The organism is Streptomyces sp. (assembly GCF_035645055.1).
Taxonomy (GTDB): domain Bacteria; phylum Actinomycetota; class Actinomycetes; order Streptomycetales; family Streptomycetaceae; genus Streptomyces.
In genome coordinates this window covers 41,500-67,018 of the sequence record NZ_DASQNH010000065.1, presented here as the reverse complement: position 1 = coordinate 67,018, position 25,519 = coordinate 41,500, and the positions used below count along the sequence as shown (strand labels likewise).

Here is a 25,519-nt window from a genome sequence, read left to right as displayed (position 1 = left end):
GCACCGACGTCCGAAGGAGGTGCGGGTCCCGCCGCCGTCGTCCCGACGCGGTATCCCCGACCAGCATGAGCGAATCCCCTGCACTCGCCGCCGCCCAGCTGCACTGCCGCTCCCTGGAGCAGGCCCTCGTCCGGCTGCGCACCGACGGCCTCGGCCGGATCGCGGAGTGGGGCGGCCGGCTGGCCGCCGTCCTGCCCACCGGCGGCCGGCTGCTCGCCGCGGGCAACGGCGGCAGCGCCGCCCAGGCCCAGCATCTGACCGCAGAACTGGTCGGCCGCTACCGGCAGGAGAGGCCCGCTTTCTCGGCGATCTCCCTGCACGCGGAGACCTCCAGCCTCACCGCCATCGGCAACGACTACGGCTTCGACCAGGTGTACGCCCGGCAGGTCGCCGCCCACGGCCGCCCCGGGGACGTGCTGATCCTGCTGTCCACCTCCGGCCGCAGCGCCAATCTGATCGGCGCGGCCGTCGCGGGCCGCCGGGCCGGCCTGCGCGTCTGGGCCTTGACCGGGCCCGCCCCCAACCCGCTGGCCGAGGCCGCGCACGAGGCACTGTGCGTCGAGGCCGACACCACGGCCACCGTGCAGGAGGCCCACCTGGTCGCCGTGCACCTGCTCTGCGAGGGCTTCGACGCGGCCCTCGGCACCGAGGCCGCCGTCCGGGAGCGGGCCACCGCGGCCGGGGGGATGTCGTGACGGGGCCGCGGCGGCTGGTGGTCGTCGGGGACGTGCTGCTCGACGAGGACGTCGAGGGCGTCGCCACCCGGCTGGCCCCGGACGCGCCCGCGCCCGTCGTGGACGTCACCGACGACCGGCGCCACCCCGGCGGGGCCGGCCTGGCCGCCGCGCTGGCGGCCCGCGGCGGCCGGGAGGTCGTCCTGGTGACGGCGCTCGGCGACGACGCCGCCAGCGAGGCCGTACGCCGCCAGCTGCGCGGCCGGGTCCGGCTGGTGGAGATCCCGCTGCGGGGCAGCCTGCCGGTGAAGACCCGGGTGCTGGCCGGCGGCCGTCCGCTGGTCCGCATCGACCGGGGCGGCGGCGAGCCCGGGAAGCCCGAGCCCGGGGAGCCCGACGAGGCGGTGCGGGAGGCGCTGGCCCAGGCCCACGCCGTGCTGGTCGCCGACTACGGGCGGCACACCGCGCGTGCCGTACGGCAGCACCTGGAGGGGGTCGTCCCGCGCACCCCGCTGGTGTGGGACCCCCACCCGAAGGGCGACCCGCCGGTGTCCGGCGCCCGGCTCGTCACGCCGAACGCGGCCGAGGCGCGCACCCTGTGCCCCGGCGAGGGCGAGTCGCTGCGCGCGTACGCCGAGCGCGGGTCGCGGCTCGCGGACCGCTGGCAGGCGGCCGGTGTCGCGGTGACGCTCGGCGAGCGCGGGGTGCTGCTGACCCGGCCCGCCGCCGGGACGCCGATGCTGGTCCCGGCGCCGTACCGGGCGAGCGGCGATCCGTGCGGCGCGGGCGACTGCTTCGCCGCGACGACCGCCGCCGCGCTCGCCGACGGCGCGCTGCCCGAGGAGGCGTTGCAGCGGGCGGTCGCCGAGGCCGCCGCGTTCGTGGCGGCGGGCGGCGCGGGGAACCCGGCGCTGTGGCGCACCGAACCCGACCCACCCGTCCGGCAGGCCCCCGCCACGGACCCCTTCGCCGTCGCCGAGCGGGTACGGGCGCGGGGCGGCACGGTGGTCGCCACCGGCGGCTGCTTCGATCTGCTGCACGCCGGGCACGTCGGGCTGCTGGAGAGCGCCCGGCGGATCGGCGACTGCCTCATCGTGTGCCTCAACTCCGACGCCTCCGTGGCCCGCCTCAAGGGCCCCGGGCGCCCCATCAACCCGGTGGCCGACCGGGCCAGGGTCCTCCAGGCGCTCGGCAGCGTCGACGCCGTCGCGGTGTTCGACGAGACCACTCCGCAGGAGTTGCTGACCCGGCTGCGGCCCGACGTGTGGGTGAAGGGCGGCGACTACTCCGTGCAGGAGCTGCCCGAGGCGGAGACGCTGCGCGCGTGGGGCGGGCAGGCGGTGGTCCTGCCGTACCTCGACGGCCGGTCGACCACGGTGCTGGCGCGGCGGGCCGCGCGGGCCGCGCGGGCCGCCGTGCCGCTGGAGCCCGGCGGGCCGGCGGCGTGAGCCTGGAGCCCCGGACGGCCCGGCCGAGCGCGCTGGTGCTGCGCGCGCTCGGCCTGGGCGACCTGCTGACCGCCGTCCCCGCCCTGAAGGCGCTGCGCCGCCACCTGCCCGGCCACGAACTGGTGCTGGCCGCCTCCGAGCGGCTGGCCGGGGCGGTGGCGGCGACCGGTCTGGTCGACCGGCTGCTGCCCGCCGAGGCGCCGGGCCGGGCCGTACCCGCCGCCCTCGCGTGGCCGGGCGAGGGCCCGGACCTCGCGGTGGACCTGCACGGCAACGGGCCGCCCAGCCATCTGCTGCTCCAGCGCCTGGGCCCGCGCCGGCTGTTCGCCTACGCGCACCCCGGTACGCCCGGCATCCCCGGCCCGGTGTGGCGGGAGGACGAGCACGAACGGGAGCGCTGGTGCCGGCTGCTCACCTGGTACGGCATCGCCGCCGACCCCGCCGACCTGTCGATCCCGGCGCCCGCGGCCTCCTCCCCCGCGCCCGGCGCCGTCGTGCTCCACCCGGGCGCCGACGCCGCAGCGCGCCGCTGGCCGAAGGAGCGCTTCGCGGCCGTGGCGCGGGAACTGCGCGCGGCCGGTCACCTGGTGGTGGTGACCGCGGGCGCGGGCGAGGGCGCGCTGGCCGGGTATGTGGCGGAGCGGGCCGGGCTGCCTGCGGGGTCCGTGCTGGGCGGCACCGCCGACGTCCCGTTCGACCGGCTGGCGGCGCTGGTCGCGGGCGCCCGCTGCGTGGTGGTCGGCGACACGGGCCTCGCTCATCTGGCGACGGCCCTGGGCACCCCGTCCGTCGTCCTGTTCGGCCCGGTCGCCCCCCGCCTGTGGGGACCCCCGCCCGGCCCCCGCCACCGCGTCCTGTGGCACCCCGGCACCGACCCCTCCCCCCGCCCGGGCGACGCCCACGGCCGGGCCCCGGACGAGCGGTTGCTGCGGATCACGGTGGAAGAGGTGCTGACCGCGGTCCACACCCTCGTGGAGACCGCTGCCGGGCCGATCGGGCACGACTCGGCCGGCCACCCGCCGGTGGACGCCCCGGCCGGCTGAGCCGACGGAGTGCCGGTGACCCGAGCCGCTGGTCGGGGCGCCGCGCGAGCCGCGCGCCGTACAGCCGCTCGGCGGCGCGAGTCGGAGCCGTACGGCCTCTCGGGCGGCGGGGTCCGGGGCCGTACGGCCCCTGCTCAGGCCGCCGTCTCCAGGGCCGGGCGCAGTTCCTCCGTGCGGAGCGGCCTGATCGGCGTCGGGGTGCTGCGCTGCCGCAGGAGGTGGCCCGTGCCGATCGCGCCCGCGATGATCAGGCCGCCGGCGACGAGCGCGCCGCGGGCGCCGGCGCACTCCATGAGGAGGCCGAGGGCGGGCGGGCCGGCGAGGCCCCAGCCGGTGCTGATGCTGCCCCACACACCGAGGACTCGGCCGCGCAGGTGGGCGGGCGGGTCGGTCTGCAGGACGGTGGTCCCGGCGGTGTCGGAGACGGACTCCACGACGGCCATGGGCAGCACGAGCACCAGCAGCACGGCGAGCGACGGCGACAGGCCCGCCACCGCCTGGAGCAGCCCGCCGGCCGCGGCCAGCGCGCCCACCAGCCGCACGGACGGCTTGCGCAGCCGCGCGCCGAGCACCGCCCCGACGATGCCGCCCACGGCGAGCGCGGTGGAGACGGCGCCGAAGGACCCGGCATCGCCCGCGAGCGGGCCGGTGACGAGGACGGCGAGGGTGAGGCCGTAGTGGCGGCCGAAGACCGCGCTGATGCCGGTGATGCCGGCGAGGGCGACCAGCCGGGGGCGCCGGGCGAAGAACGCCAGGCCCTCGCGGACGGTCATGTCGCCGCCCTCGCGGGCCTTGCGCCGGTCGGGAACGGCGGCCACCCGGCCGGCCGCCCCGGCGACGGGCTTCAGGAACGGGACGACCGAGGCGACGAAGAGGAAGGAGAGACCGTTGGCGGCGTAGGCGGCGCCCGTGCCGAGGAAGCCCACGGCCACCCCGGCGCACGCGGTGCCGGCGAGCCGGCCCGCGCTGTGCACCAGGGAGCCGACGCCGATGGCGGAGGGCACGTCCTCGGGCCGGACCAGGTCGTTGCCCAGCAGGGCGCAGGCGGGACCGTCGACAGTGGCGATGGTGCCGGTGACGGCGGCCAGCGCCAGCAGCACGGTCAGGTCGAGCCGGTCGGTCGCCACCAGCACGGCGGTGACCAGGGCGACCGTGCCGAGCAGGGCCTGGCTGACCATGGCGGTCAGCTTCCGGGGCCAGCGGTCGACGGCGGCGCCGCCGGCCAGGCTGATCAGCAGGGCGGGCGCGGCCTGCACGGACACCGACAGGCCGGTCGCGGCGGCGGATCCGGTGATCTGCAGGACCAGCAGGTTCTGCACGGTGAGCTGCATCCACGTACCCGCGTTGGACACGAAGTTGGCCAGGGACCACCAGCGCATGCTGCGGTAGCGCAGGGACCGCCACGGCGAGCGGGCCTCGGCGGACGGGGGCGCGACGGGGACGGTGGCGGGGCCGGTCGGGGGCGTGGAGGCGGCGGCCGTATCGGGCACGGTGGAGGAAACAGGCACGGCGGAGGAATCAGGCACGGCGGTACTCGGCAGGGTGTCCGGGGACTCGGGAGGATCGCGAAATCCACGGGAGTCGGGAACACCGGCGGCCGCGCTGCGCGGCCACTCCAGGGGATGTTTCGAACGAGCGCCGCCCATCGTGGCAGACGGGGCCCCCGAGTCTTCACCGGCCGCCCTCCCCGAAAGCCTCCCGGAGGGGCCAAGTCCCGGTGGCGGCATGGCCTTTCCCGCACCTTGTGCACTTGCTCACAAGCGCCGCGCGGGCGCCGCCCGCGCCCCTCCATTCACACCCCAGTGCCCGCGTTACGCCGGCCCCGGCACGGGCACCCGGGAGGCTGGGCGGGCCCCGCCCGCGGGAGCCGCCGCAGTCACGACGGAGGGAGCGACATGGGACACGGAGGAAACGTCATCGACGAGCTGGTGACGGATCACCGGGAGGTCGAGACGCTCTTCGGGCGGATCGAGGCACTGCCCTCGGGTGACAAGGACCGCAAGGTCTACGCGGACCAGGCCATCATGGAGCTGGTGCGTCACTCGGTCGCCGAGGAGGCCCACCTGTACCCGGCCGTGCGTGAGCACGTGGCCAACGGGGACGCGCTGGCCGACAGGGAGCTGGAGGACCACGCGAAGGCCGAGCAGATCATGAAGGATCTGGAGGGCTGCGACGCCGGGGATCCCGAGTTCGACCGCCTCATGGGCATGCTCATGATGGAGATCCGCTCGCATGTGGCGGACGAGGAGGAGAACCTCTTCCCCTTGCTCCGCCAGTCCTGTCCGGCGGAGACCCTCGACGAACTGGGCGACAAGGTGCGCATGGCGAAGAAGATGGCGCCGACCCGGCCCCACCCGTCCGCCCCCGACAAGCCCCCGGCCAACAAGCTGCTCGCGCCCGGCATGGGACTCGTCGACCGGATGCGCGACGCACTGACCGGCCGCGGAAAGAAGGACTGAGCCCCGTCCGGGTGCCCGTCCTTCGGGGAACCCCCCACCCGTTCTCGACCGCCATGGAGGTGTCATGGCCGGCATCACCCCACCCGACCTGCAGAAGGCCCTGTCCGGCGCGGAGTACCCGGCGGACAGCAAGCAACTGGCGAAGGTCGCCCAGAACAACCACGCCCCCAAGGAGATCACCGAACGGATCAAGCACCTGGGGAAGAAGGAGTTCCAGAACCCGGCCGAGGTGAGCAAGGCCGTGTTCCGCGAGCAGTGACTCCCGGTCCCCGCACCGCACGGCGGCCGTGGCACTCAGCCACGGCCGCCGTCGTCCGCGCGTACGCCGCGCCCCCCTGACGTCAGTCGGCCGACGTACCTGACGTCAGTCAGCCGACGTACCTGCGCGCGGGCGACGTCCGCCGCGCTTCCTCCAGCAGGGCCAGCCGGGCCTCCAGGTCGGGCGGGACCGGATCGCGCTGGCGCAGCACCCAGGGCAGCCCGGCCGCCGCGTGGGCGAAGGCGCGCGCCGAGGCCCGGTCGTGCGGCACCGTGCGCAGCAGGTACCAGGTCCGGCGCAGCGCCGAGGGCAGGGGGCGGCGCAGCCAGGTGAACCACAGGGTGTTGCGCAGGCCGAGGACCCGCCGGTGGGTGCTGTCGCGGACCGGGGAGGCGGCGTGGTGGATGGTGATCTCGGGGACGTAGCAGAGCCAGTGCCCGCGCCGCAGCAGGTCGGTGGCGAGCAGTTCCTCCTCGCCGCCGAGCCACAGCCCGGGATGGAAGCCGCCGGCGGCCCGGAAGACGTCGGCGCGCATCACGGTGGCGGCGGCGAGGAACGAGCCGAGGGCGGGGCCGGGCAGCCAGTCGGGGCCGGTGAGGGGCGAGTCGCGCAGCTCGGCGACCACCGGGTCCTCCTCCCCGGACGGCTCGACGAGGATCCGGGCGGTCACGGCGGCGACCCTCGGGTGCGCGTCCAGCACGTCCGCCGCACGGCGCAGGGAGCCGGGCTCCCACCAGGTGTCGTCGTCGCAGAAGGCCACGTACGGGGTGCGGGCGTACCGCACGGCGAGGTTGCGGCCGACGGCTCCCAGGTTGCGTCCGGGGCGCAGCAGCAGCACCTCCGGGTGGTCGCGGGCGACCGCCTCGGCGGTGCCGTCGCGCGAGCCGTTGTCGGTGACGATCACCGGGGGCCGCTCCGGCAGGTCCCGCAGTGTGCGCAGGGTGCGCAGCAGTTCGGGCCGGCGGTCGCGGGTGATCACCACCACGGTGGTACGGCCGTCGGGGCGGGCCGCGTCGTCGGTCATGGGTGCCTCCCGTCGTCCAGCAGTCGGGCCGCCCGTTCGACCCGGTCCGGCAGCGGCGTGCGGTGTCTGAGGGCGGCGGGGAGTCTGGCGAGGGCGCCGCGCAGGGCGGCCCCGGCGGCCGGTTCGCGGCGCAGGGCCGCGGCTCCGAGGCGGGCGGTGCCGCGCAGGGCGACCGGGGCGGGGCGGCGCAGCCAGGCGGTGAGCACTTCGTTGCGCCGCTGGGCGGCGGAGCGGCCGGGCCGTCCGCCGGGGTCGGGATGGTGCAGGGCGGTCACCGAGGGCACGTAGGCCACGCCCCAGCCGCGGGCGGCGAGGTCATAGGCGAGGAGGGTCTCCTCACCGCCGAAGAACAGCACCGGGTGGTAGCCCCCGGCGTCGAGGAAGGCGCGCCGCCGCACGACGGAGGCGCAGGCGAGGAAGCCGAGCACCGGGGTGCCGGGGAGCCCGGGGTCGGGGGGCAGCGGGGAGGCGGCGAGGACGGAGTTCAGCGGGTCCTCGGCGGCGTCGGGCCCGACGAGGGTGCGCGCGGCGAGGAGCCCCAGTCGGGGGTGGGTGTCGAGGACGTCGGCGGCGGTCGCCAGGGCGCCCGGCGCCCACCAGGAGTCGTCGTCGCTGAAGGCGATGTACGGGGTGGTGGCGTGGCGGACGGCGAGGTTGCGGCCGAGGGCCCCGGTGTTGCGCCCGGGGGTCAGGACGCGGGCGCCGACCGGGTGGTCCAGGACGGCGGCGGCGGTGGCGTCGGCGGAGTCGTTGTCCACGACGATGACGGGGGGCCGTTCGGGCAGCTCGGCCAGCCGGTCCAGGGTGCGCAGGACGCTCGCGCGGCGGTTGCGCGTGATCACGGCCACGGTGATCCGCCCGGCCGCGGGCGTGCGGGCCGGGACGGCAGGGGTCGGGGCCTGCTGGTGCACGGGGGGCGCTCACGTCCTTCCGTCGAGAAGCCTGCGCACGGCACCGGCCACGTCCCGGGCCGTGCTGTCGCCCGGGGCGAGCAGCACGGTGGGCACGCCGTGGGGACGGCGCGGTCCGCCCGGCGGGACCAGCGAGACGACGGGCGTACCGGTGGCGGCGGCGAGGTGGGCGGGGCCGGCCACGCCGGTCGCCACCGCGTCGGCGGCCCGCAGGACGCCGGCCAGCCGCCGGGGGTCGGTACGGCCGCCCAGGTCGACGGCGATGTCCCCGCTGACGTGCCGGGTCACCGCGGTCTCCTCCGGTCCGCCGGTGACGACGACGCGGTGTCCGTCGTCGGCCAGCGCGGAGACGGCCGCCGCCCAGCGGTCCGGGTCCCGGGCGTGGCCGGGCGGTCCGGCGCCGGGGTGGACGACGACGTAGGGGCCGTTGCCGGTGAGCCGGGCGGTGTCGGGCGGGGGCAGCACGCGCAGCCGTCCGTCGTCCCCGGCGCGGGGGCGGAAGCCCAGGGTGGCGGCGGTGTCGAGGGCCGCCTCGGCGCCGGCGCCGCCGCAGGCGCCGACCCGGTCCACGCGGGCCATCCGCAGCAGCCGCTCGGCGGGCTCGGGGCTCTGCCCGGCGGGGGCGACGACGAGTGCCACGTCGTACGCCTCGGCCCGCAGCCGCCGCACCAGCGCGTCCTCGTCCGCCTGCGCGGAGCCGGGCGTCTCCCACGGCGGATCCCAGACGACGACGTCGTCGACGTGGGGCAGCAGCCGGGCGGCGGGCGCGCCACCGGGCGCGCACAGCACCGTCACCGGGTTCGCCCGGGTGGCGACGGCGCGGACGGCGGGGCCCGCGAGGAGGACGCCGGTGAACCCGTCGAGCCGTACGACCAGCGCCTTCACAGTCCCTCCCCCTCCCGGGCGCCGGGGGCGGACCGCTCGGCGAAGTGGGCGATGGTCCGTTTGAACCCTTCTTCCCACGGGACCCGCGGCGACCAGCCGTAGACCTCCCGGGCGAAGGTGGTGTCCGGGCGGCGCCGGGCGGGGTCGTGCGCCCGGCCGGGCCGGTGCACCAGCCGGGAGGGGGAGCCGGTCAGGTGGATCACCCGGCGGGCGATCTCCTCGACGGTGGCCTCGTCGTCGCCGCCGATGTTGACGGGCCGTACGGCGCCGCTGGCGGCCACGCGCAGCACGCCCTCGACGACGTCGTCGACGTAGGCGAGCGACCGGGTCTGGCTGCCGTCGCCCTCGATGGTGAGCGGCTCTCCGGCGAGTGCCTGCCGGATGAAGGTGGGCAGGGCCTGGCGGCCGTCCGCCCGCATCCGCGGGCCGTAGGTGTCGAACACGCGCACGATCCCGGCGTCGGTGCCGTGGGCCGTCGCGCCGGCGGTGGTGAGGGCTTCGGCGAACCGCTTGCCCTCGTCGTGGGCGCTGCGCGGCGCGACCGGGTCGACGTGACCCCAGCAGTCCTCGCGCAGCGGGTGCGCCGCGGGGTCGCCGTACACGTGGCAGGCGGAGCCGAGCAGGAACCGCGCCCCGTCCCGTTCGGCGACGGCCAGCGCGTTGCGGGTGCCGGGTCCGGCGGCGTCCAGTGCGGCCAGCCGGTCGCCGAGGCAGTCGGCGGGCGAGGCGGGGCCTGCGAAGTGCAGCACCAGGTCGTAGGGGCCGGGCAGGGCGTCCGGGCAGCCGGACGCGCTCACGTCCTGCCGCAGGAACCGGAATCCGGGGGATGCGGTCAGGTGGCGGACGTTGCCGGCGGACCCCGACGACAGGTCGTCCGCGCAGTCGACCTCGATCCCGGCCTCGACCAGCCGTTCGCACAGGTGGGAGCCCAGAAACCCGGCACCGCCGGTGACCAGGGCCCTTTTCCAGCGGGGCCGTGACATCGGCAGCGGTATCGCGGAGAACGCCATCGGCGTCATGTACACGGCCTCCTTCCGCCGATGAGGCCTCCGTCCCCGCCGGGGGACGGACGGCGAGCGGCGCCCGAGTGCCCAGGGGGGCCGTTTTCATACTCCGACGCCCGGTGCCGCCGTGCCACATGAGGCCATCGGGCCGCCCGGGGCCGCCGGATCACCCGTTCGGGGGTCCCGTTCGTCCATCCGTCCCCCGACGCGCACGTCCGGCCACCCGGCCGGACGTCGCCGTCTGGTGCACTTCCCCCCGTTGCTGCGACAGTTGACGGAACCTCAGGGGGATGTGTGACGAGACGTCAAAAGCGCTGCCGGGCCGGCAGAACGGTACTGGCCCTCCTCACTGCTCTCGGCTCGCCGGCCGGTGCGGCCCTGGCCGGGGCGGCACCGGCCCGCGCCGCCCCTGCGGCCGTCGAGATCGCACCGGGCGTGGCCTATGAGCAGTTCGGCCTCCAGGCGGCGGGCGGCCCGGCCCGCGCGCATGTGCTCGCCGTCGACCTGCGCCACCCGAAGGTCCGTCTGGACCTGCTGTATCCCGGGGCGGTGGCCGAGCGGGCGACCGTGTCACGACTCGCCGGCCGGCAGGCCGCCGTCGCGGGCGTCAACGGGGACTTCTTCAACATCACCGAGACCCAGCACCCGGGTGTCGAGGCGACCGGCGCGAGCGTCGGACCGGCCATCGCGGGCGGCCGGACGCTGAAGGCGGCGGTACCGGACGGGCAGCGCTTCGGCCCCGCCCTGCCACCCGGCACCTCCACCCGGGACGTGTTCGGGGTGGGCACCGACCGGCGGGCCCGGCTGGACAGTCTCGCCCTGGACGGGACGGTCACCACGTCCGCCGAGCGACTGCCGCTCGGCGGTCTCAACCAGTACGCGCTGCCGGTCGGTTCGGTCGGCGCGTTCACCGCTGACTGGGGCGACGCGTCCCGGGTGCGCGCCACCTGTGGCACGGACACCGAGCGGGCCGCGCCGTGCAGCACGGACACCCACGAGGTGACGGTCCGGGACGGCCGGGTGGCGGCGACCGACCAGAGCCCGGGCGGCGGGCCAATCGCCGCGGGCACCACTGTGCTGGTGGGGCGCGAGGCGGGGGCGCAATGGCTGCGCAAACTCGCCGTGGGCGACACCGTGCGGGTGCGGCACCGGCTGGTGGCGGCCCGGTCCAAGGTGCCGTACCGCTTCGTCATCGGCGGCTACCCGGTGCTGTCCGGCGGGCAGCCGCTGCCCGGACTGGACCACCGGACCAGGGCGGTGCGCTCCGCGGCGGGCCTCGCGGACGGCGGCCGGCGGGTGCTGCTGCTGTCACTGGACGGCTCCCCCGAATACCGCACCGGCCTGACCATCGCCGAACTGGCCGACGTCATGCGGCGGCTGGGCGCGGTGGACGCCTTCAGCCTCGACGGCGGCGGCTCCTCCACCCTGGTCGCCCGGGCCCCGGGCACGACCACCGTGACCGTCCGCAACCACCCGTCCGGCGGCACGGAGCGACCGGTGCCGAACGGGATCGGGGTGTTCTCGACGGGGTGATCCCCGGGTCCCTACGGCCTGAGGCTGCTCACGATGTCCGCCGTCGCCGTCAGGCCGCTCTGGATCGTGGGCGCGACGCTCGTGCTCGCCAGGTAGAAGCCGAGCAGCAGGCAGACCAGCGCGTGGGAGATCTTCAGGCCGCCGTTGCGCAGAAAGATCACCGCAAGGACCAGAAGCAGCAGCACCACTGAGATGGAAACGGCCATCGTCAACCTCCTCCGCCACGCCGTCACGCGTCCGGTTCACGGCGTTCGGCCGCAAGTGTGGCGTAGCGGAGGGTTCATCCGGGCGACTGACCTGTCCTCCGATCGTGTGGTGTCTACGCCGGGCGGTGGGTGTCCAGGAAGGTTGCGAGGCCCGCGAGGTCGTCGGTGTTGAGGTGGTCGACGCCGGCGGCGAGCAGTTCGGTCCATACCGCGTCCCGCTCCGGTCCCGGCTGGTCGGGGGTGGCCCAGAACCGCACCCGCTGCCCACGCGCGTGCGCCGCCCGCACGATGTCGCGCAGCTTCGTCCGCTCGGCCGCGGGGAACGCGCCGACGCCCCGCCAGGTGAAGTGCCGTGTCCAGTTGTCGCTGATGAGCGGGGCGAAGGAGGCGGGCGCGGGGCCGCCGAGGTCGGTGAGCCGGCCGTCATAGAAGGCGCGGCGGACGGTCTGGGCCTCCATCGGGGCGCGGGCCGCCCGGTCGCCGGAGATGACGGCGGTGACCGGGCCCGGGATCACCCGGCCGTGGGCGTAGGTGGTGAACAGGTGGCGGTGACGGCGCAGGTGCCGGTCCAGCTCCCGGTAGGTCGAGGAGCCCTCGGTCTTGAGGTCGACGAGCAGTTGGAAGGGGCCCCGGTGGCCCCGGTACACCGAGCCGTGGTGGGCGCGGACTCGGGCGGCGAGCGGGTCGAGGTAGAGGGCTTCGAGGGTGCGGGCGGGGTCCAGGTCCTCCGGGTCGTGGGCGACGAGCAGTTGGCCGTCGACGAGGAAGATGTCGGCCTCCACGCTGCCGAAGCGGTGGTCGAGGGCGTCGAGGAGGGGGCGCGGGTGCTCGTAGTCGTTGTGAGCGTGGGCGCGCCACAACGGGCGGAGCCCGGGCCGTCGTTCACCGGCGAGCGCGCTCCCGGCGGGCAGGGCGACGGCGCCCGCGAGGGCGGCGCCGAGGGTGGTGAGGGCTCTGCGGCGAGTGGTGAGGGCCATGCGCTGCCTCCCTTGAGGGGCCGGACGGGACGCAGCGAGTATGCGATCGGCGGGGGCTCGATGGACCCGTCCGCGCGGCGAGTTGGCCGGGGTGCCGTCAGGTGTTCACTTCGCCGGAGCGGCGCACACGAAAAAGCCCGCCCCCGGTGGGGCGGGCTTTCCCGGCGGTCCGTCAGGGGGCCCGGAGGTCCACCAGTTCGGCCAGCGCCGCGCGGTGGGCGCCCGCGGTGCCGTAGGCGATCGAGTCGGCCTTGGCCCGCTTGAGGTAGAGGTGGACGGGGTGCTCCCAGGTCATGCCGATGCCGCCGTGCAGTTGCAGCGCCTCCTCGGCGGCGCGGACGGCGACCGGTGCCGCGTAGGCCTGGGCGACCGCGACCGCCACCTCGGTGTCCTCGCCGGTCGCGAGGGCGTCGGCGGCGGCGCGGGCGGCGGCGCGCAGGCTGACGACCTCCAGCCACAGCTGGGCGAGCCGGTGCTTGAGCGCCTGGAAACCGCCGACCGGCCGGTTGAACTGTCTGCGGTCCTTGAGGTAGCGGACGGTCTCGGTCAGCGTCCAGTCGGCGAGGCCCAGTTGCTCGGAGGCCAGCAGCCCGGACGCCGAGCGCAGGGCCCGGCGTACGGCCGGTTCCGCGGCGCCGATCCGGCGGGCCGGGGCGCCGTCGAGGGCGATCGTCGCCAGCGGCCGGGTGAGGTCCAGTGACGGCTGCGGGATGACGGTCGCGGCGGCGGCGTCGACCGCGTGGAGCGAGCCGTCGTCGCCGGGCACGAGCAGGACGTCCGCGACGGCGGCGTCCGCGACGCCGGTCAGCTCCCCGCGCAGGGTGCCGTGCTCGACGCGTACGGTCTTCACCGCGCCGCCGGCCGCCACGTTCAGCGCGACGGCGAGGACGCCGATCCGGCGGCCCGAGGCCAGCTCCTCGACCAGATCGCCGGCGTCGTCGCAGGCCAGCAGCGCCTCGGTGGCGACGACCGCGCTCGTCAGATAGGGCACGGGCGCGACGGCCCGCCCCAGCTCCTCCAGCACCACGGCGGCTTCGCGGTGGGTGGCGCCCTGACCGCCGCGCTCCTCGGGCACCAGCAGTCCGGCCAGGCCCATGCCGTCGGTGAGGGCCTTCCACAGCCGCAGGTCGTGCGGGGCGTCCGACTCGGTGCGCGCGATGACGGCCGCCGGGTCGCAGTGGCCGGCGAGAAGGTCCCGGACGGCGGCGCGCAGCGCCTCTTCCTCCTCCGAGTACAGCAGGTCGGGGTCGGTCATCGGGCGAGGTCCTTCCAGGCGACGTCCTTGTCGGTGCGCGGTTCGGCGGGCAGGCCGAGGACGCGCTCGGCGACGATGTTCAGCAGGACCTCGCTGGTCCCGCCCTCGATGCTGTTGCCCTTGGAGCGCAGATAGCGGTATCCGGCGTCGCGGCCGGTGAAGTCGACCTGCTCCGGGCGGCGCATGGTCCAGTCGTCGTAGAGCAGGCCCTCCTCGCCGCGCAGTTCGACCTCCAGGCCGCTGATGGCCTGGTTGAGGCGGGCGAAGGCCAGCTTCATGCCGGCGCCCTCCGGGCCGGGCTGTCCGGCGACGAGCTGCTGGCGCAGGCGTTCGCCGGTGAGCCGGGCGACCTCGGCCTCCACCCAGAGGGTGAGCAGCCGCTGGTGCAGGTCGTGGGTGCGCAGTCCGGGCCGTTCGCGCCAGGTCTTCGAGACGGGGCCGATCATGCCGCCCTCGCGCGGGATGCGCATGCCGCCGATGGCGACGCGTTCGTTGTTCAGCGTGGTCTGGGCGACCCGCCAGCCGTCGCCGGCCTCGCCGAGCCGGTGGGCGTCGGGGATGCGGACGCCGGTGAGGAAGACCTCGTTGAACTCGGCCTCGCCGGTCATCTGCCGCAGCGGGCGCACCTCGACGCCGGGGTCGGTCATGTCGCACAGGAAGTAGGTGATGCCCTGGTGCTTGGGCACGTCCGGGTCGGTACGGGCGATGAGGATGGCCCAGCGGGCGAGGTGGGCGCTGGAGGTCCACACCTTCTGCCCGTTGACGACCCAGTGGTCGCCCTCGCGGACGGCCCGGGTGCCGAGCGCGGCCAGGTCGGAGCCGGCACCGGGCTCGCTGAACAGCTGGCACCACACCTCCTCGCCGGTCCACAAGGGCTTGAGGAAGCGGCGCTTCTGCTCCTCCGTGCCGTACCGGAGGATGGTCGGGGCGGCCATGCCGAGGCCGATGCCGATGCGCCGGGGGTCGTTGTCGGGGGCGCCGGCGGCTTCCAGTTCGCTGTCCACGACGGCCTGGAGGGAGCGTGGGGCGCCCAGTCCGCCGAGGCCCTCCGGGAAGTGCACCCAGGCGAGTCCGGCGTCGAAGCGGGCCCGCAGGAACTCCAGCCGGCCGGTGGTGGCGGGCGGGTGTGCGGCCAGCAACTCCCGGGTGCGGCGGCGCAGTGCGGCTGCGTCGGTCATCGGGCCTCCTCCATCACGACGGCGATCCGGCCGGTGCTGCGGCCGTCGGCGACCTTCTGGACGGCGGTCGCGGCCTCGTCCAGCGGGACGCGCTCGCTCACCAGCGGCTTGATGGCGCCCCGGGCGGCCAGGTCGGTGAGCTGGTCGTGGCAGTGCTGGACCAGCTTGGGGTTCTTGGTGTTGTACAGGCCCCAATGGAGACCGAGGACCGAGTAGTTCTTCACCAGGGCGTGGTTGAGCGCGGGGCTGGGGATGGTGCCGCTGGCGAAGCCGACGACCACGATCCGCCCCTCGAAGGCGACCGTCTTGGCGGACTGGCTGTAGGCGTCCCCGCCCACCGGGTCGTAGATCACGTCGGCGCCCCGGCCGCCGGTGGCCTCCTTGACGGCGGCGACGACGTCCTCGGCCCGCCGGTCGATCACCGTGTCGCAGCCCAGTTGCCGGGCGACGGCGGCCTTCTGGGCGCCGCCGACGACACCGATGACGGTGGCGCCGGCCGCCTTGCCGAGCTGGACGGCCGCGCTGCCGACCCCTCCCGCCGCGGCGTGGACCAGCAGTGTCTCGCCGGCCTGGAGCGCGGCCCGCCGGTGCAGGCCGAACCAGCCGGTCTGGTAGCCGATGTGCAGGGCGGCGGCCTCGGCGTCGTCCAGCGACTCGGGGGCGGGCAGCAGGGCGGCGGCGTCCGCGACGGCGTACTCGGCGAAACCGCCGTACGGCAGCGCGGGGTTGCCGATGACGCGGCGGCCGTCCTCGGTCTCGCCGCAGATCTCCACGCCCGGGGTGAAGGGCAGCGGCGGCCGGATCTGGTACTGGCCCCGGCACAGCAGCGCGTCCGGAAAGTTGACGTTCGCGGCGCGCACTCTGACCAGGACCTGGCCGTCACCGGGCGTGGGGCGCCCGGCCTCCGCGAGGCGCATCACCTCGCCCGGCTCGCCGTTCTCGTGCACGTGCCATGCCTGCATGCGGTGCCTCCACGGGGGACTGCTTCGTCTGACCGGGGTCGGATCGCATACTAAGCGGTCGCTTGCCGATCAGGGAACAGTCGCAGGGTCACTCGCCGGACGTCTTCTTCGGCCGCGCCCGGACGTGCATCCGCTCCCCCTGCGGCCCGAACAGGCTCAGGAACTCCACCGGCCCCTCCCCCGTCGACCCGAACCAGTGCGGCACCCGGGTGTCGAACTCCGCCGCCTCTCCGGCCGTGAGCACCACGTCGTGCTCGCCCAGCACCAGCCGCAGCTTCCCGGCCAGGACGTACAGCCACTCGTAGCCCTCATGGGTCTGCGGGGACGGTTCGAGGCGCCGGTTCGGCTCGATGATCTTGTACGCCTGGAGCCCGCCGGGCTGGCGGGTGAGCGGGATCATGGTCCGGCCGTACCGCTCGATCGGCTTGGCGGGCCGCACCCGGGGGTCCCCCACCGGCGGGGCGCCGACCAGCTCGTCCAGGGGGACCTGGTGGGCCTGGGCGATCGGCAGCAGCAGCTCCAGGGACGGCTTGCGCCCGCCGGACTCCAGCCGCGACAGCGTGCTCACCGAGATGCCGGTCGCCTCGGACAGCGCCGCGAGCGTCACCTCCTTCTCCTTCCGGATCCGCCGCAGCCTCGGGCCCACACCCGCCAGAACGTCATCGGTACTCATGTCCCACATTGCAGTTTCGGCAAACTGGTTTGTCAATGGGGCACCGATCGGCGACCGTCGGACGGGAGGTGGTCACCATGAACGAGAACCCGGCCGAGAAGTACGAAGCGATCGTCGTCGGCGGCGGCACCGCCGGTCTGTCCGCCGCCCTGGTCCTGGGCCGGGCCCGGCGCCGCACCCTGGTCGTCGACGCCGGCGAGCCCCGCAACGCGCCCGCCGCCCACATGCAGGGCTATCTGTCCCGGGACGGCATGCCGCCGGGCGACTTCCTGGCCCTGGGCCGCGAGGAGATCGCCCGCTACGGCGTCGAACTCGTCCGGGACCGGGCGGTGGACGTGACCCGCGACGGGGACTTCGCCGTGGAACTGGCGAGCGGGCGGACCGTGCGGGCCCGGCGGCTCGTCGTCACCACCGGCCTCAGGGACGAGCTGCCCGCCGTGCCCGGCGTCGCCGAGCGGTTCGGCCGGGATGTGCTGCACTGCCCGTACTGCCACGGCTGGGAGGTGCGCGACCGGGCCTTCGGCGTGCTCGCCGCGTCGCCGCTGAGCGTGCACCAGGCCCTGATGGTCTCCCAGTGGTCGAAGGACGTGACGTTCTTCCTGCACAGGGTGGCCGAGGACGAGCTGTCGGACGACGATCTGCGCAGGCTGGCCGCGGCCGGGGTCACCGTGGTGCCCGGCGAGGTGGCGGGCCTGGTGGTCGAGGACGACCGGCTCACCGGGGTGCGGCTCGCCGGGGGCACCCCCTGCGGGGGAGGCCCGGTGCACGCCCGCGAGGTGCTGTTCGTCTCCCCGCGCCCGGTGCCGCAGACCGGACTGCTGGAGCGGCTGGGCGCCGCCTTCCACGACACGCCGTTCGGCAGCTACCCGGTGGTGGACGCCACCGGGCTGACCAGCGTGCCCGGCGTGTGGGCGGCGGGCAACGCGATCGGCTTCGCCGAGCAGGTCGTCCACGCGGCGAGCGGCGGCTACCGGGCCGCAGCCGCGCTCAACGGCGAGCTGCTGATGACCGGCCTGGACTCCGCGGTGCGGGTGTAGACCCGGCCGCGCCGGTGCACCATGACTGCATGCTGCTGGCCCGGCTCGCCCAGGTGTCCCGGGAGGTCGCCGCCACGTCGGCGCGCTCCCGCAAGACCGCGCTGCTCGCGGAGCTGTTCCGCGAGGCGGAGGCGGCGGACGTCCCGGTCGTCATCCCGTATCTGGCGGGGCGGCTGCCGCAGGGGCGGCTCGGCATCGGCTGGAAGGTGCTCGGCCGCCCGGTCGCCCCGGCCGCCGAACCCGCCCTGACCGTGCGCGAGGTGGACGCCCGGCTCACCGCACTCGGCAAGGTGTCCGGACCCGGCTCGCAGGCCGAGCGGGCCCGGCTGGTGGGGGAGCTGATGGGCGCGGCCACCGAGGAGGAGCAGCGGTTCCTGCTGGGCCTGCTCACCGGCGAGGTCCGGCAGGGCGCGCTGGACGCGGTGGCCGTGGAGGGCCTTGCGGGGGCGACCGGCGCGCCGCCCGCCGACGTCCGCCGGGCCGTGATGCTGGCGGGCTCGCTCCAGACCGTGGCCGAGGCGCTGCTCACCGAGGGCCCGCCCGCCCTGGAGCGCTTCCGGCTCACCGTCGGCCGCCCGGTGCTGCCGATGCTCGCGCACAGCGCGTCCTCGGTGGCGGAGGCGGTCGGCAAGCTGGGCGCGTGCGCGGTGGAGGAGAAGCTGGACGGCATCCGCGTCCAGGTCCACCGGGACGGCGGCACCGTACGGCTCTACACCCGCACCCTCGACGACATCACCGACCGGCTGCCCGAGGTGACCGCGGCGGCGCTGGAGCTGCGCGGCGGGCGTTTCGTCCTCGACGGCGAGGTCATCGCCTTCGGCGAGGACGGCCGGCCGCGCTCGTTCCAGGAGACCGCCGGGCGGGTCGGCTCCCGGGTGGACGTGGCGACCGCGGCGGCGGCGGTCCCGGTCTCCCCCGTCTTCTTCGACGTCCTCTCGGTCGACGGCCGGGATCTGCTGGACCTGCCGTTCGCCGAGCGGCACGCGGAGCTGGCCCGGCTGGTGCCCGAGCCGATGCGGGTGCGGCGGACGGTGGTGTCGGGCCCCGGCGAGCTGCCCGCGGCGGAGGAGTTCCTGGCCGGGACACTGGCCCGGGGCCACGAAGGGGTGGTGGTCAAGGACCTCGGCGCGCCCTACAGCGCGGGCCGGCGCGGCGCGTCCTGGCTGAAGGTCAAGCCCGTGCACACCCTCGACCTGGTGGTGCTGGCCGCCGAGTGGGGCCACGGCCGCCGCACCGGAAGGCTCTCCAACCTGCACCTGGGCGCCCGCCGCGAGGACGGCTCCTACGCCATGCTCGGCAAGACCTTCAAGGGCATGACCGACGCGATGCTGGCCTGGCAGACCGAGCGGCTGCGGGAGCTGGCGCTGTCGGACGACGGCCAGGTGGTGACCGTCCGGCCGGAACTGGTCGTGGAGATCGCCTACGACGGCCTCCAGCGCTCCACCCGCTACCCGGCCGGTGTCACGCTGCGCTTCGCCCGCGTGGTCCGCTACCGCGAGGACAAACGCCCGCAGGACGCCGACACCGTCGAGGCCGTACTGGCCGCCCACCCGGAGGTGCGGCGGTGACGCCCCGGCGCAGTGCGGGGCTGCTGCTGTTCCGGCGCACCGGCGAGGGGCTTGAGGTGCTGCTGGGTCATATGGGCGGGCCGTACTTCGCCCGGAAGGACGCCGGGGCGTGGACCGTCCCGAAAGGCGAGTACGCACCGGGTGAACCCGCCTGGGAGGCGGCCCGCCGGGAATTCCGGGAGGAACTGGGACTGGAGCCGCCCGACGGGCAGGCCGTGCCGCTCGGCGAGGTCCGCCAGACCGGCGGGAAGGTGGTGACGGTGTGGGCGGTGGAGGGCGACCTGGACCCCGGCGCCGTCAGCCCCGGCACCTTCACCATGGAGTGGCCGCCGAGGAGCGGGCGTCTGACCGAGTTCCCTGAGCTGGACCGGGTCCGCTGGTTCGGCCTGGACGCGGGCCGGGCGGTGATCGTCACCGCGCAGGCCGCGTTTCTCGACCGGCTGGCGGAGCACTCGCCCTGAGGAGACGCCCCGCGTTGCGGCCCCCGCCGCCGCGCGCGAAGGTCGAAGCATCAACCCTTGCCAGGAGGTCAGTCATGCCCATCGCGACGGTGAACCCGGCGAACGGCGAGACGGTCAGGACGTACGAGGCCATGGGCGAGGAGGAGATCGAACGCCGGCTCCAGCTCGCCGAGGCCACCTTCCGCACCTACCGGACGACCGCCTTCGCCGAGCGGGCCCGTCTGCTGCACCGGGCCGCCGACCTCCTCGACGAGGACCGGCGGGACATCGCCCAGGTGATCACCACCGAGATGGGCAAGCCGGTGAAGCAGGCCCGCGCGGAGGCCGCGAAGTGCGCCAAGGCCATGCGCTGGTACGCCGATCACGGCGAGGAACTGCTCGCCGACGAGGAGCCCGCCGAGGCCGATGTGAAGGACTCCGGCGCCTCCCGCGTCCTCGTCCGTTACCGGCCGGTGGGCCCGGTCCTCGCGGTGATGCCGTGGAACTTCCCGCTCTGGCAGGTGATCCGGTTCGCCGCGCCCGCGCTGATGGCGGGCAACGTCGGGCTGCTCAAGCACGCCTCGAACGTGCCGCAGACCGCCCTCTACCTGGAGGACCTGTTCCACCGCGCGGGCTTTCCCGAGGGCTGCTTCCAGACCCTGCTGATCGGCTCCGCCGCGGTGGACGACCTCCTGCGCGACGAGCGGATCAAGGCGGCCACCCTCACCGGCAGCGAGCCCGCGGGCCGTGCGGTGGCCTCCACCGCCGGGGAGATGATCAAGAAGACGGTGCTGGAGCTGGGCGGCAGCGACCCCTTCATCGTCATGCCCTCCGCCGACCTGGACCGCGCCGCTGAGGTCGCGGTCAACGCCCGCTGCCAGAACGCCGGGCAGTCCTGCATCGCCGCCAAGCGGTTCATCGTGCACACGGACGTCTACGACGCCTTCGCCGAGCGGTTCACCGCCGGCATGAAGGCGCTGAAGGTGGGCGACCCGACGGACGAGGAGACCGAGGTGGGGCCGCTGTCCAGCGAGCGGGGGCGGGCCGATCTGGAGGAACTGGTCGACGACGCGGTGCGCGCCGGGGCGAGCGTGCTGTGCGGCGGCGAACGGCCCGACGGGCCCGGCTGGTACTACCCGCCGACCGTCCTCGCCGGGATCACCCGGGAGATGCGCATCCACCGCGAGGAGGCGTTCGGACCGGTCGCCACGCTGTACCGGGCCGGCGACCTGGACGAGGCCGTGCTGATCGCCAACGACTCGGAGTTCGGGCTGAGTTCCAACGTGTGGACACGGGACGAGAACGAGGTCGACCGGTTCGTCCGGGATCTGGAGGCCGGCGGCGTGTACGTCAACGGGATGACCGCGTCCCACCCGGCGTTCCCGTTCGGCGGGGTGAAGCGGTCCGGGTACGGGCGTGAGCTGTCCGGGCACGGAATCCGCGAGTTCTGCAACATCACCACGGTTTGGCACGGTGCGTGAGCGCCGCGCGGCTACGATCCCGGTTGTGAACCGCGAAGTGACTCTGCCTCTGATCGTCGATGACCGCGGGAACCTTCAGGTGGCCGCGGCCGATGTGAGCAAGCTGCTCCGCATGGTGGGCGGGCGGTGGCTGCATCTCGTCGAGGCCGGTGAGGAAGGGCTCGACGAGGACACGGTGGCCGCGCTGACCATCGAGCTGGCGAAGCTGGCGGATCGTATCGACGTGGCGTGCATCGCACACAGCAGCGGGGGCGCGCCGTAGCGGGTGCGCGACGGCGGGCGCTCAGGCGCGGCGCCTGGCGCGGCACTCCTTGTGGAACTCGCGGACGATCCAGCAGCCCGTGCCGGCGACGGTGAGCAGGACCAGGAGCCCGAGCAGGCCGGGAAGAACGATCATGCGGTCAGCATGACAGACGCCTCTTCCCGGCCGGCACCCGGTGTGACGTCCGCTAGCGGATCGGCATCCCGGACAGGGTGCGGGCGATCACCAGGCGCTGGATCTCGCTGGTGCCCTCGAAGATCGTGTAGATGGCGCTGTCCCGGTGCATGCGCTCGACCGGGTATTCCCGGGTGTAACCGTTGCCGCCGAGGATCTGGACGGCCTGGGCGGTGACCTTCTTCGCCGTCTCGCTGGCGAAGAGCTTCGACATCGAGCCCTCGGCCGCGGTGAACGGCTTGCCGTTGATCGCCATCCAGGAGGCCCGCCAGACCAGCAGCCGGGCCGCGTCGATCTGGGTGCGCATGTCGGCGAGCTGGAAGGCGACGCCCTGGTTGTCGATGATCGGGCGGCCGAACTGCTCGCGGGTCCTGGCGTAGTCGAGGGCGACCTCGTACGCGGCCCGGGCGGTGCCGACGGCCATGGCGCCGACCGCCGGGCGGGACGCCTCGAAGGTCGCCATCGCCGCGTTCTTCACGCGCTCGCCGCCCGCCTTCGCCTTCTCCCGGGCCCGCGCCAGCCGCTCGTCCAGCTTCTCCTTGCCGCCGAGCAGGCAGGAGCCGGGCACGCGCACGTTGTCGAGGATGACCTCGGCGGTGTGCGAGGCGCGGATGCCGTGCTTCTTGAACTTCTGGCCCTGGGACAGGCCGGGGGTGTCCGGCGGGACGATGAAGGACGCGTGCCCCTTGGAGCCCAGCTCCGGGTCGACGACCGCGACGACCACGTGCACATTGGCGATGCCGCCGTTCGTGGCCCAGGTCTTCGTGCCGTTGATCACCCACTCGTCCTTGGCCTCGTCGTAGACGGCCCGGGTGCGCATCGAGGCGACGTCGGAGCCCGCGTCGGGCTCGGAGGAGCAGAACGCGGCGACCTTGACGTCGTTCGCGTCGCCGTACATCTGGGGGATCCAGGTGCCGATCTGCTCCTCGGTGCCGTTGGCGAGGACGCCGACGGCGGCGAGGCCGGTGCCGACGATGGACAGGGCGATGCCGGCGTCACCCCAGAACAGCTCCTCCATGGCCATGGGGATGCCGAGACCGGTGGGGTCGAAGTACTGCTGGGCGTAGAAGTCGAGGGAGTAGATGCCGACCTTCGCGGCCTCCTGGATGACCGGCCAGGGGGTCTCCTCGCGCTCGTCCCACTCGGCGGCGGCGGGGCGGATCACATCGGCGGCGAAGCCATGGAGCCAGTCCCGGACCTCCCTCTGCTCGTCGTTCAGCTCCATGGTGAATTCGGCCATGTCCCCTCCAGCGGCACCCGTGCGTGTTACTTGCGGTAACCGCAGTCTGTTACCGGCGGGTAGGGAAAGTCAACTCACCCGGCACCCCCGGCAGCCCGTTCGATGAGTGTCGCGCGTCGAGTGTTAGTTTGCGCAGGCGTCACCGATACAGCACGGGTGGGGAGAGCACATGGACACCACGCAGCGGACCGAGCAGCAGCGGTCCGCCGACCGCCGACGACGCGAGCTGCTGGAAGCCGCGGACCGGGTGGTGCTGCGCGACGGGCCGCAGGCGTCCATGAACGCCATCGCTGCGGAGGCGGGCATCACCAAGCCGATCCTCTACCGCCACTTCGGTGACAAGGGCGGGCTCTACGCCGCGCTCGCCAAGCGGCACACCGACGCGCTCCTGGACTCGCTGCGAGCGGCGCTCGACGCGCCCGCGGAGCGGCGGGAGCGGGTGGAGTCCACGCTGGACACGTATCTCGCGGCCATCGAGGCGCGGCCCCAGGTGTACCGGTTCCTGATGCATCCGGCGGAGGGCGGCCAGGCCGGGGAGCAGGGGTTCGACGTGGGCAAGCACTCGGCGCCGGTGCTCCGCAGGATGGGCGAGGAGCTGGGGAAGGTCATCGAGGAGCGGGTGGACCTCGGGCCCGGCGGTGAGCGGCTGGCGCGGGTGTGGGGGCACGGGATCGTCGGGATGATGCATGCCGCCGGGGACTGGTGGCTGGGCGAACGGCCTTGTTCGCGGCAGGAGTTGGTACGCGGTTTGGCCGACCTGCTGTGGGGGCGACTGGCGGCCGCGGGGGACAGGGCGGGGGGGCCGGGTTTCTGACGGTCGTACGTCAGCCGCGGACCGGATGCGGCTGGTCGCGCAGCTCCCCGCGCCCCCGGCGGAGTCATCCCGGCCGGCACCAGGAGGCTCGGCTCACTTTTCGCATCAGCCTGCGGTGGCGCCAGCCCTTCACACGGTCCGCGTAGACCGTGCCGTCCAAGTGGTCGCACTCGTGCTGGAGGCAGCGGGCGAAGAAGCCCATGCCGTGGACGGTGACCGGATCGCCGGTCATGGTGAAGCCCTCGACGACCGCGTGGTCGTAGCGTTCCGTGCTCGCCTCCAGGCCCGGCAGGGACAGGCAGCCCTCCGGGCCGCGGATCACCACCCCGTCCGTCTCCACCAGGCGCGGATTCACGATATGCCCGAGATGCCGGACATCCTCGTCGTCGGGGCAGTCGTAGACGAACACCCGCAGCGACTCCCCCACCTGATTCGCCGCCAGCCCCACCCCCTGCGCCGCGTACATCGTGGCGAACAAGTCCTCCACGAGCCGGGAGAGTTCGGGGCCGAAGTCGGCGACCTCCGCGCACGGGGTGTGCAGAACGGGGTCGCCGAGCAGGGTGAGGGGCCGGACGCGCCCGTGGGCGCCCGGGATCGAGCCGTGTCGCATGGCCGCAAGGGTACGGTTCCCTCAGCCGCCCCGGCCCCGTGGGCACGGGCCGGGATTCGGGAGTGCGAATGGATCTCGATAGGCTGACCACCATCACGTTGCCGACAGGCCCAAGGCGCGGCGCGTACGCAAGGAGGATCGAGAACTGATGGCAGGCAACTCGGACCCGCTCACGCCGCGGGCCAAGCTGGCCGTGACCGCGGGCAAGGCGGTCGCTGCGGCATCCCGTGCCGCGGGACGCGGCAGCGGTTCGGTGATCGGTGGCCGGGTCGCGCTCAAACTCGACCCCGACCTCCTCGCCCGGCTCGCCCAGAACCTGGACGTCGTCCTGGTGTCGGCGACCAACGGCAAGACGACCACGACGCGGCTGATCGCGGAGGCGCTGCGGGCCGCGGGCCCGGTGGTCTCCAACGCGCTCGGCGCCAACATGCCGGCCGGCATCACCTCGGCGCTCGCCGGCGGCTCGGACGCCAGGTACGGCGTCATCGAGGTCGACGAGAAGTACCTCGCGGGCGTCGCCCGGGACACCGACCCCAAGTGCATCGCGCTGCTGAACCTCTCCCGCGACCAGCTCGACCGGGCCGCCGAGACCCGCATGCTCGCGGAGAACTGGCGCGAGGGCCTGGCCGGGTCCAAGGCCGTGATCGTGGCGAACGCGGACGACCCGCTGGTCGTGTGGGCGGCGTCCTCGTCCCCGAATGTGATCTGGGTCGCGGCCGGTCAGATGTGGAAGGACGACGCCTGGTCCTGCCCCGCCTGCGGCGGTGTGATGCAGCGCCCCGGCGACGACTGGTTCTGCGGCGAGTGCGGCTTCCGCCGCCCCACCCCGACCTGGGCGCTCTCCGGCGACCACGTCCTCGACCCGCACGGTTCGGCCTGGCCGATCCACCTCCAGTTGCCGGGCCGCGCCAACAAGGCCAACGCCGCCAGCTCGGCCGCCGTCGCCGCCGTGTTCGGCGTGCCGCCGCAGGTCGCCCTGGAGCGCATGTACCAGGTGCAGGCCGTGGCCGGACGCTACGACGTCGTCCAGTTCCAGGGCCGTGACCTGCGACTGCTGCTGGCGAAGAACCCCGCCGGGTGGCTGGAGACGTTCTCCCTGATCGACCCGCCGCCCACCCCGGTGATCCTCTCCGTGAACGCGCGCGGCGCCGACGGCACCGACACCTCCTGGCTGTGGGACGTCGACTACACCCGGCTCACCGGCCACCCGATCTTCGTCATCGGCGACCGCAAGCTGGACCTGGCGGTGCGCCTGGAGGTCGCCAACCAGCACTTCCAGGTCTGCGAGAACCTCGACCAGGCGGTGCAGATGTGCCCGCCGGGCCGGATCGAGGTCATCGCGAACTACACCGCGTTCCAGGACCTGCGCCGCCGCGTCGGCAACTGAGTGAGTCGAAGGACA

The 25,519-nt window shown here is 74.7% G+C and carries 26 protein-coding genes; 13 read left to right on the top strand and 13 right to left on the bottom strand.

Annotated features, from left to right (window positions below):
• Positions 1-65: 65 nt before the first annotated feature.
• Genes VE614_RS22045 through VE614_RS22035 form a run of 3 tightly spaced genes read left to right on the top strand, consistent with a single transcriptional unit; the run spans position 66 to position 3,165 of the window.
• The gene (locus VE614_RS22045) at positions 66-695 is read left to right on the top strand and encodes an SIS domain-containing protein (protein ID WP_324939786.1); all 630 of its coding nucleotides are present in this window, start codon (positions 66-68) and stop codon (positions 693-695) included.
• Positions 692-2,122 carry a D-glycero-beta-D-manno-heptose 1-phosphate adenylyltransferase gene (gene rfaE2 / locus VE614_RS22040; RefSeq protein ID WP_324939783.1) on the top strand — a complete coding sequence of 477 codons (1,431 nt, stop codon included), beginning with the start codon at positions 692-694 and terminating at the stop codon, positions 2,120-2,122. Before VE614_RS22045 ends, rfaE2 begins: the two co-directional genes overlap by 4 nt.
• Positions 2,119-3,165, top strand: coding sequence for a glycosyltransferase family 9 protein (locus tag VE614_RS22035; RefSeq protein WP_324939780.1), 1,047 nt, complete (start codon positions 2,119-2,121; stop codon positions 3,163-3,165). Before rfaE2 ends, VE614_RS22035 begins: the two co-directional genes overlap by 4 nt.
• 134 nt (positions 3,166-3,299) lie before the next feature.
• On the opposite strand, the gene VE614_RS22030 is transcribed toward VE614_RS22035, so the two are convergent.
• Positions 3,300-4,544: an MFS transporter gene (locus tag VE614_RS22030; RefSeq protein WP_414719625.1), complete on the bottom strand. Its 1,245-nt coding sequence runs from the start codon at positions 4,542-4,544 to the stop codon at positions 3,300-3,302.
• A gap of 516 nt (positions 4,545-5,060) precedes the next feature.
• Here VE614_RS22030 and VE614_RS22025 point away from each other — a divergent pair.
• Positions 5,061-5,624: a hemerythrin domain-containing protein gene (locus tag VE614_RS22025; protein WP_324939775.1), complete on the top strand. Its 564-nt coding sequence runs from the start codon at positions 5,061-5,063 to the stop codon at positions 5,622-5,624.
• A gap of 64 nt (positions 5,625-5,688) precedes the next feature.
• Positions 5,689-5,883, top strand: a complete 195-nt coding sequence (locus VE614_RS22020) for a DUF2795 domain-containing protein (RefSeq protein WP_324939773.1) — start codon at positions 5,689-5,691, stop codon at positions 5,881-5,883.
• Positions 5,884-5,992: 109 nt separating this feature from the next.
• Here the strand turns inward: VE614_RS22020 and VE614_RS22015 are convergent, their stop codons facing one another.
• The 4 genes from VE614_RS22015 to VE614_RS22000 are packed head-to-tail and all read right to left on the bottom strand — an operon-like array spanning position 5,993 to position 9,722.
• Positions 5,993-6,907, bottom strand: coding sequence for a glycosyltransferase family 2 protein (locus VE614_RS22015; protein ID WP_324939770.1), 915 nt, complete (start codon positions 6,905-6,907; stop codon positions 5,993-5,995).
• The gene (locus tag VE614_RS22010) at positions 6,904-7,818 is read right to left on the bottom strand and encodes a glycosyltransferase family 2 protein (protein WP_324939767.1); all 915 of its coding nucleotides are present in this window, start codon (positions 7,816-7,818) and stop codon (positions 6,904-6,906) included. The genes VE614_RS22015 and VE614_RS22010 overlap by 4 nt, the downstream gene beginning before the upstream one ends.
• Positions 7,819-7,827: 9 nt before the next feature.
• Positions 7,828-8,703, bottom strand: a complete 876-nt coding sequence (locus VE614_RS22005) for a glycosyltransferase family 9 protein (protein ID WP_324939765.1) — start codon at positions 8,701-8,703, stop codon at positions 7,828-7,830.
• The gene (locus tag VE614_RS22000; RefSeq protein ID WP_324939762.1) at positions 8,700-9,722 is read right to left on the bottom strand and encodes an NAD-dependent epimerase/dehydratase family protein; all 1,023 of its coding nucleotides are present in this window, start codon (positions 9,720-9,722) and stop codon (positions 8,700-8,702) included. The genes VE614_RS22005 and VE614_RS22000 overlap by 4 nt, the downstream gene beginning before the upstream one ends.
• A gap of 279 nt (positions 9,723-10,001) precedes the next feature.
• Here VE614_RS22000 and VE614_RS21995 point away from each other — a divergent pair, with 279 nt between their 5' ends.
• Positions 10,002-11,240, top strand: coding sequence for a phosphodiester glycosidase family protein (locus VE614_RS21995; RefSeq protein WP_324939759.1), 1,239 nt, complete (start codon positions 10,002-10,004; stop codon positions 11,238-11,240).
• Between the two features lie 11 nt (positions 11,241-11,251).
• On the opposite strand, the gene VE614_RS21990 is transcribed toward VE614_RS21995, so the two are convergent.
• The 6 genes from VE614_RS21990 to VE614_RS21965 form a co-directional block, all read right to left on the bottom strand.
• Complete coding sequence (locus VE614_RS21990) at positions 11,252-11,446, bottom strand: hypothetical protein (RefSeq protein ID WP_324939756.1); 195 nt, start codon at positions 11,444-11,446, stop codon at positions 11,252-11,254.
• Positions 11,447-11,559: 113 nt separating this feature from the next.
• Positions 11,560-12,423: a phosphatidylinositol-specific phospholipase C/glycerophosphodiester phosphodiesterase family protein gene (locus VE614_RS21985; protein ID WP_324939754.1), complete on the bottom strand. Its 864-nt coding sequence runs from the start codon at positions 12,421-12,423 to the stop codon at positions 11,560-11,562.
• A 172-nt stretch (positions 12,424-12,595) separates the two neighbouring features.
• Complete coding sequence (locus VE614_RS21980; RefSeq protein ID WP_324939752.1) at positions 12,596-13,678, bottom strand: acyl-CoA dehydrogenase family protein; 1,083 nt, start codon at positions 13,676-13,678, stop codon at positions 12,596-12,598.
• On the bottom strand, positions 13,675-14,856 hold the full coding sequence (locus VE614_RS21975; RefSeq protein WP_324939749.1) for an acyl-CoA dehydrogenase family protein: 1,182 nt from the start codon (positions 14,854-14,856) through the stop codon (positions 13,675-13,677). Before VE614_RS21975 ends, VE614_RS21980 begins: the two co-directional genes overlap by 4 nt.
• Positions 14,853-15,818, bottom strand: coding sequence for an NADPH:quinone oxidoreductase family protein (locus VE614_RS21970; RefSeq protein WP_324939746.1), 966 nt, complete (start codon positions 15,816-15,818; stop codon positions 14,853-14,855). The genes VE614_RS21975 and VE614_RS21970 overlap by 4 nt, the downstream gene beginning before the upstream one ends.
• Before the next feature lie 88 nt (positions 15,819-15,906).
• Entirely contained in the window at positions 15,907-16,491 is a 585-nt protein-coding gene (locus VE614_RS21965) for an XRE family transcriptional regulator (protein WP_324939743.1), read from the bottom strand.
• Positions 16,492-16,568: 77 nt separating this feature from the next.
• Between VE614_RS21965 and VE614_RS21960 the strand changes: the two genes are divergently transcribed.
• The 5 genes from VE614_RS21960 (at position 16,569) to VE614_RS21940 (ending at position 21,279) form a co-directional block, all read left to right on the top strand.
• Positions 16,569-17,528 (top strand): NAD(P)/FAD-dependent oxidoreductase, encoded by a 960-nt coding sequence (locus VE614_RS21960; protein WP_324939740.1) that lies wholly within the window; start codon positions 16,569-16,571, stop codon positions 17,526-17,528.
• A gap of 29 nt (positions 17,529-17,557) precedes the next feature.
• Entirely contained in the window at positions 17,558-19,096 is a 1,539-nt protein-coding gene (locus VE614_RS21955; RefSeq protein WP_324939738.1) for an ATP-dependent DNA ligase, read from the top strand.
• Complete coding sequence (locus VE614_RS21950; protein WP_324939734.1) at positions 19,093-19,557, top strand: NUDIX domain-containing protein; 465 nt, start codon at positions 19,093-19,095, stop codon at positions 19,555-19,557. Before VE614_RS21955 ends, VE614_RS21950 begins: the two co-directional genes overlap by 4 nt.
• 74 nt (positions 19,558-19,631) lie before the next feature.
• Complete coding sequence (locus VE614_RS21945) at positions 19,632-21,017, top strand: NADP-dependent succinic semialdehyde dehydrogenase (protein ID WP_324939731.1); 1,386 nt, start codon at positions 19,632-19,634, stop codon at positions 21,015-21,017.
• 25 nt (positions 21,018-21,042) lie between these two features.
• Positions 21,043-21,279, top strand: a complete 237-nt coding sequence (locus tag VE614_RS21940) for a DUF6213 family protein (RefSeq protein ID WP_324939728.1) — start codon at positions 21,043-21,045, stop codon at positions 21,277-21,279.
• Between the two features lie 187 nt (positions 21,280-21,466).
• On the opposite strand, the gene VE614_RS21935 is transcribed toward VE614_RS21940, so the two are convergent.
• Complete coding sequence (locus VE614_RS21935; protein WP_324939726.1) at positions 21,467-22,693, bottom strand: acyl-CoA dehydrogenase family protein; 1,227 nt, start codon at positions 22,691-22,693, stop codon at positions 21,467-21,469.
• Positions 22,694-22,862: 169 nt separating this feature from the next.
• Here VE614_RS21935 and VE614_RS21930 point away from each other — a divergent pair, with 169 nt between their 5' ends.
• Complete coding sequence (locus tag VE614_RS21930) at positions 22,863-23,507, top strand: TetR family transcriptional regulator (RefSeq protein ID WP_324939724.1); 645 nt, start codon at positions 22,863-22,865, stop codon at positions 23,505-23,507.
• Positions 23,508-23,571: 64 nt separating this feature from the next.
• Here VE614_RS21930 and def read toward each other — a convergent pair whose 3' ends face one another.
• Positions 23,572-24,117 (bottom strand): peptide deformylase, encoded by a 546-nt coding sequence (def, locus tag VE614_RS21925; RefSeq protein ID WP_324939721.1) that lies wholly within the window; start codon positions 24,115-24,117, stop codon positions 23,572-23,574.
• Positions 24,118-24,265: 148 nt separating this feature from the next.
• Here def and VE614_RS21920 point away from each other — a divergent pair, with 148 nt between their 5' ends.
• Entirely contained in the window at positions 24,266-25,504 is a 1,239-nt protein-coding gene (locus tag VE614_RS21920) for a MurT ligase domain-containing protein (protein ID WP_324939718.1), read from the top strand.
• The last annotated feature ends 15 nt before the right edge of the window (positions 25,505-25,519 follow it).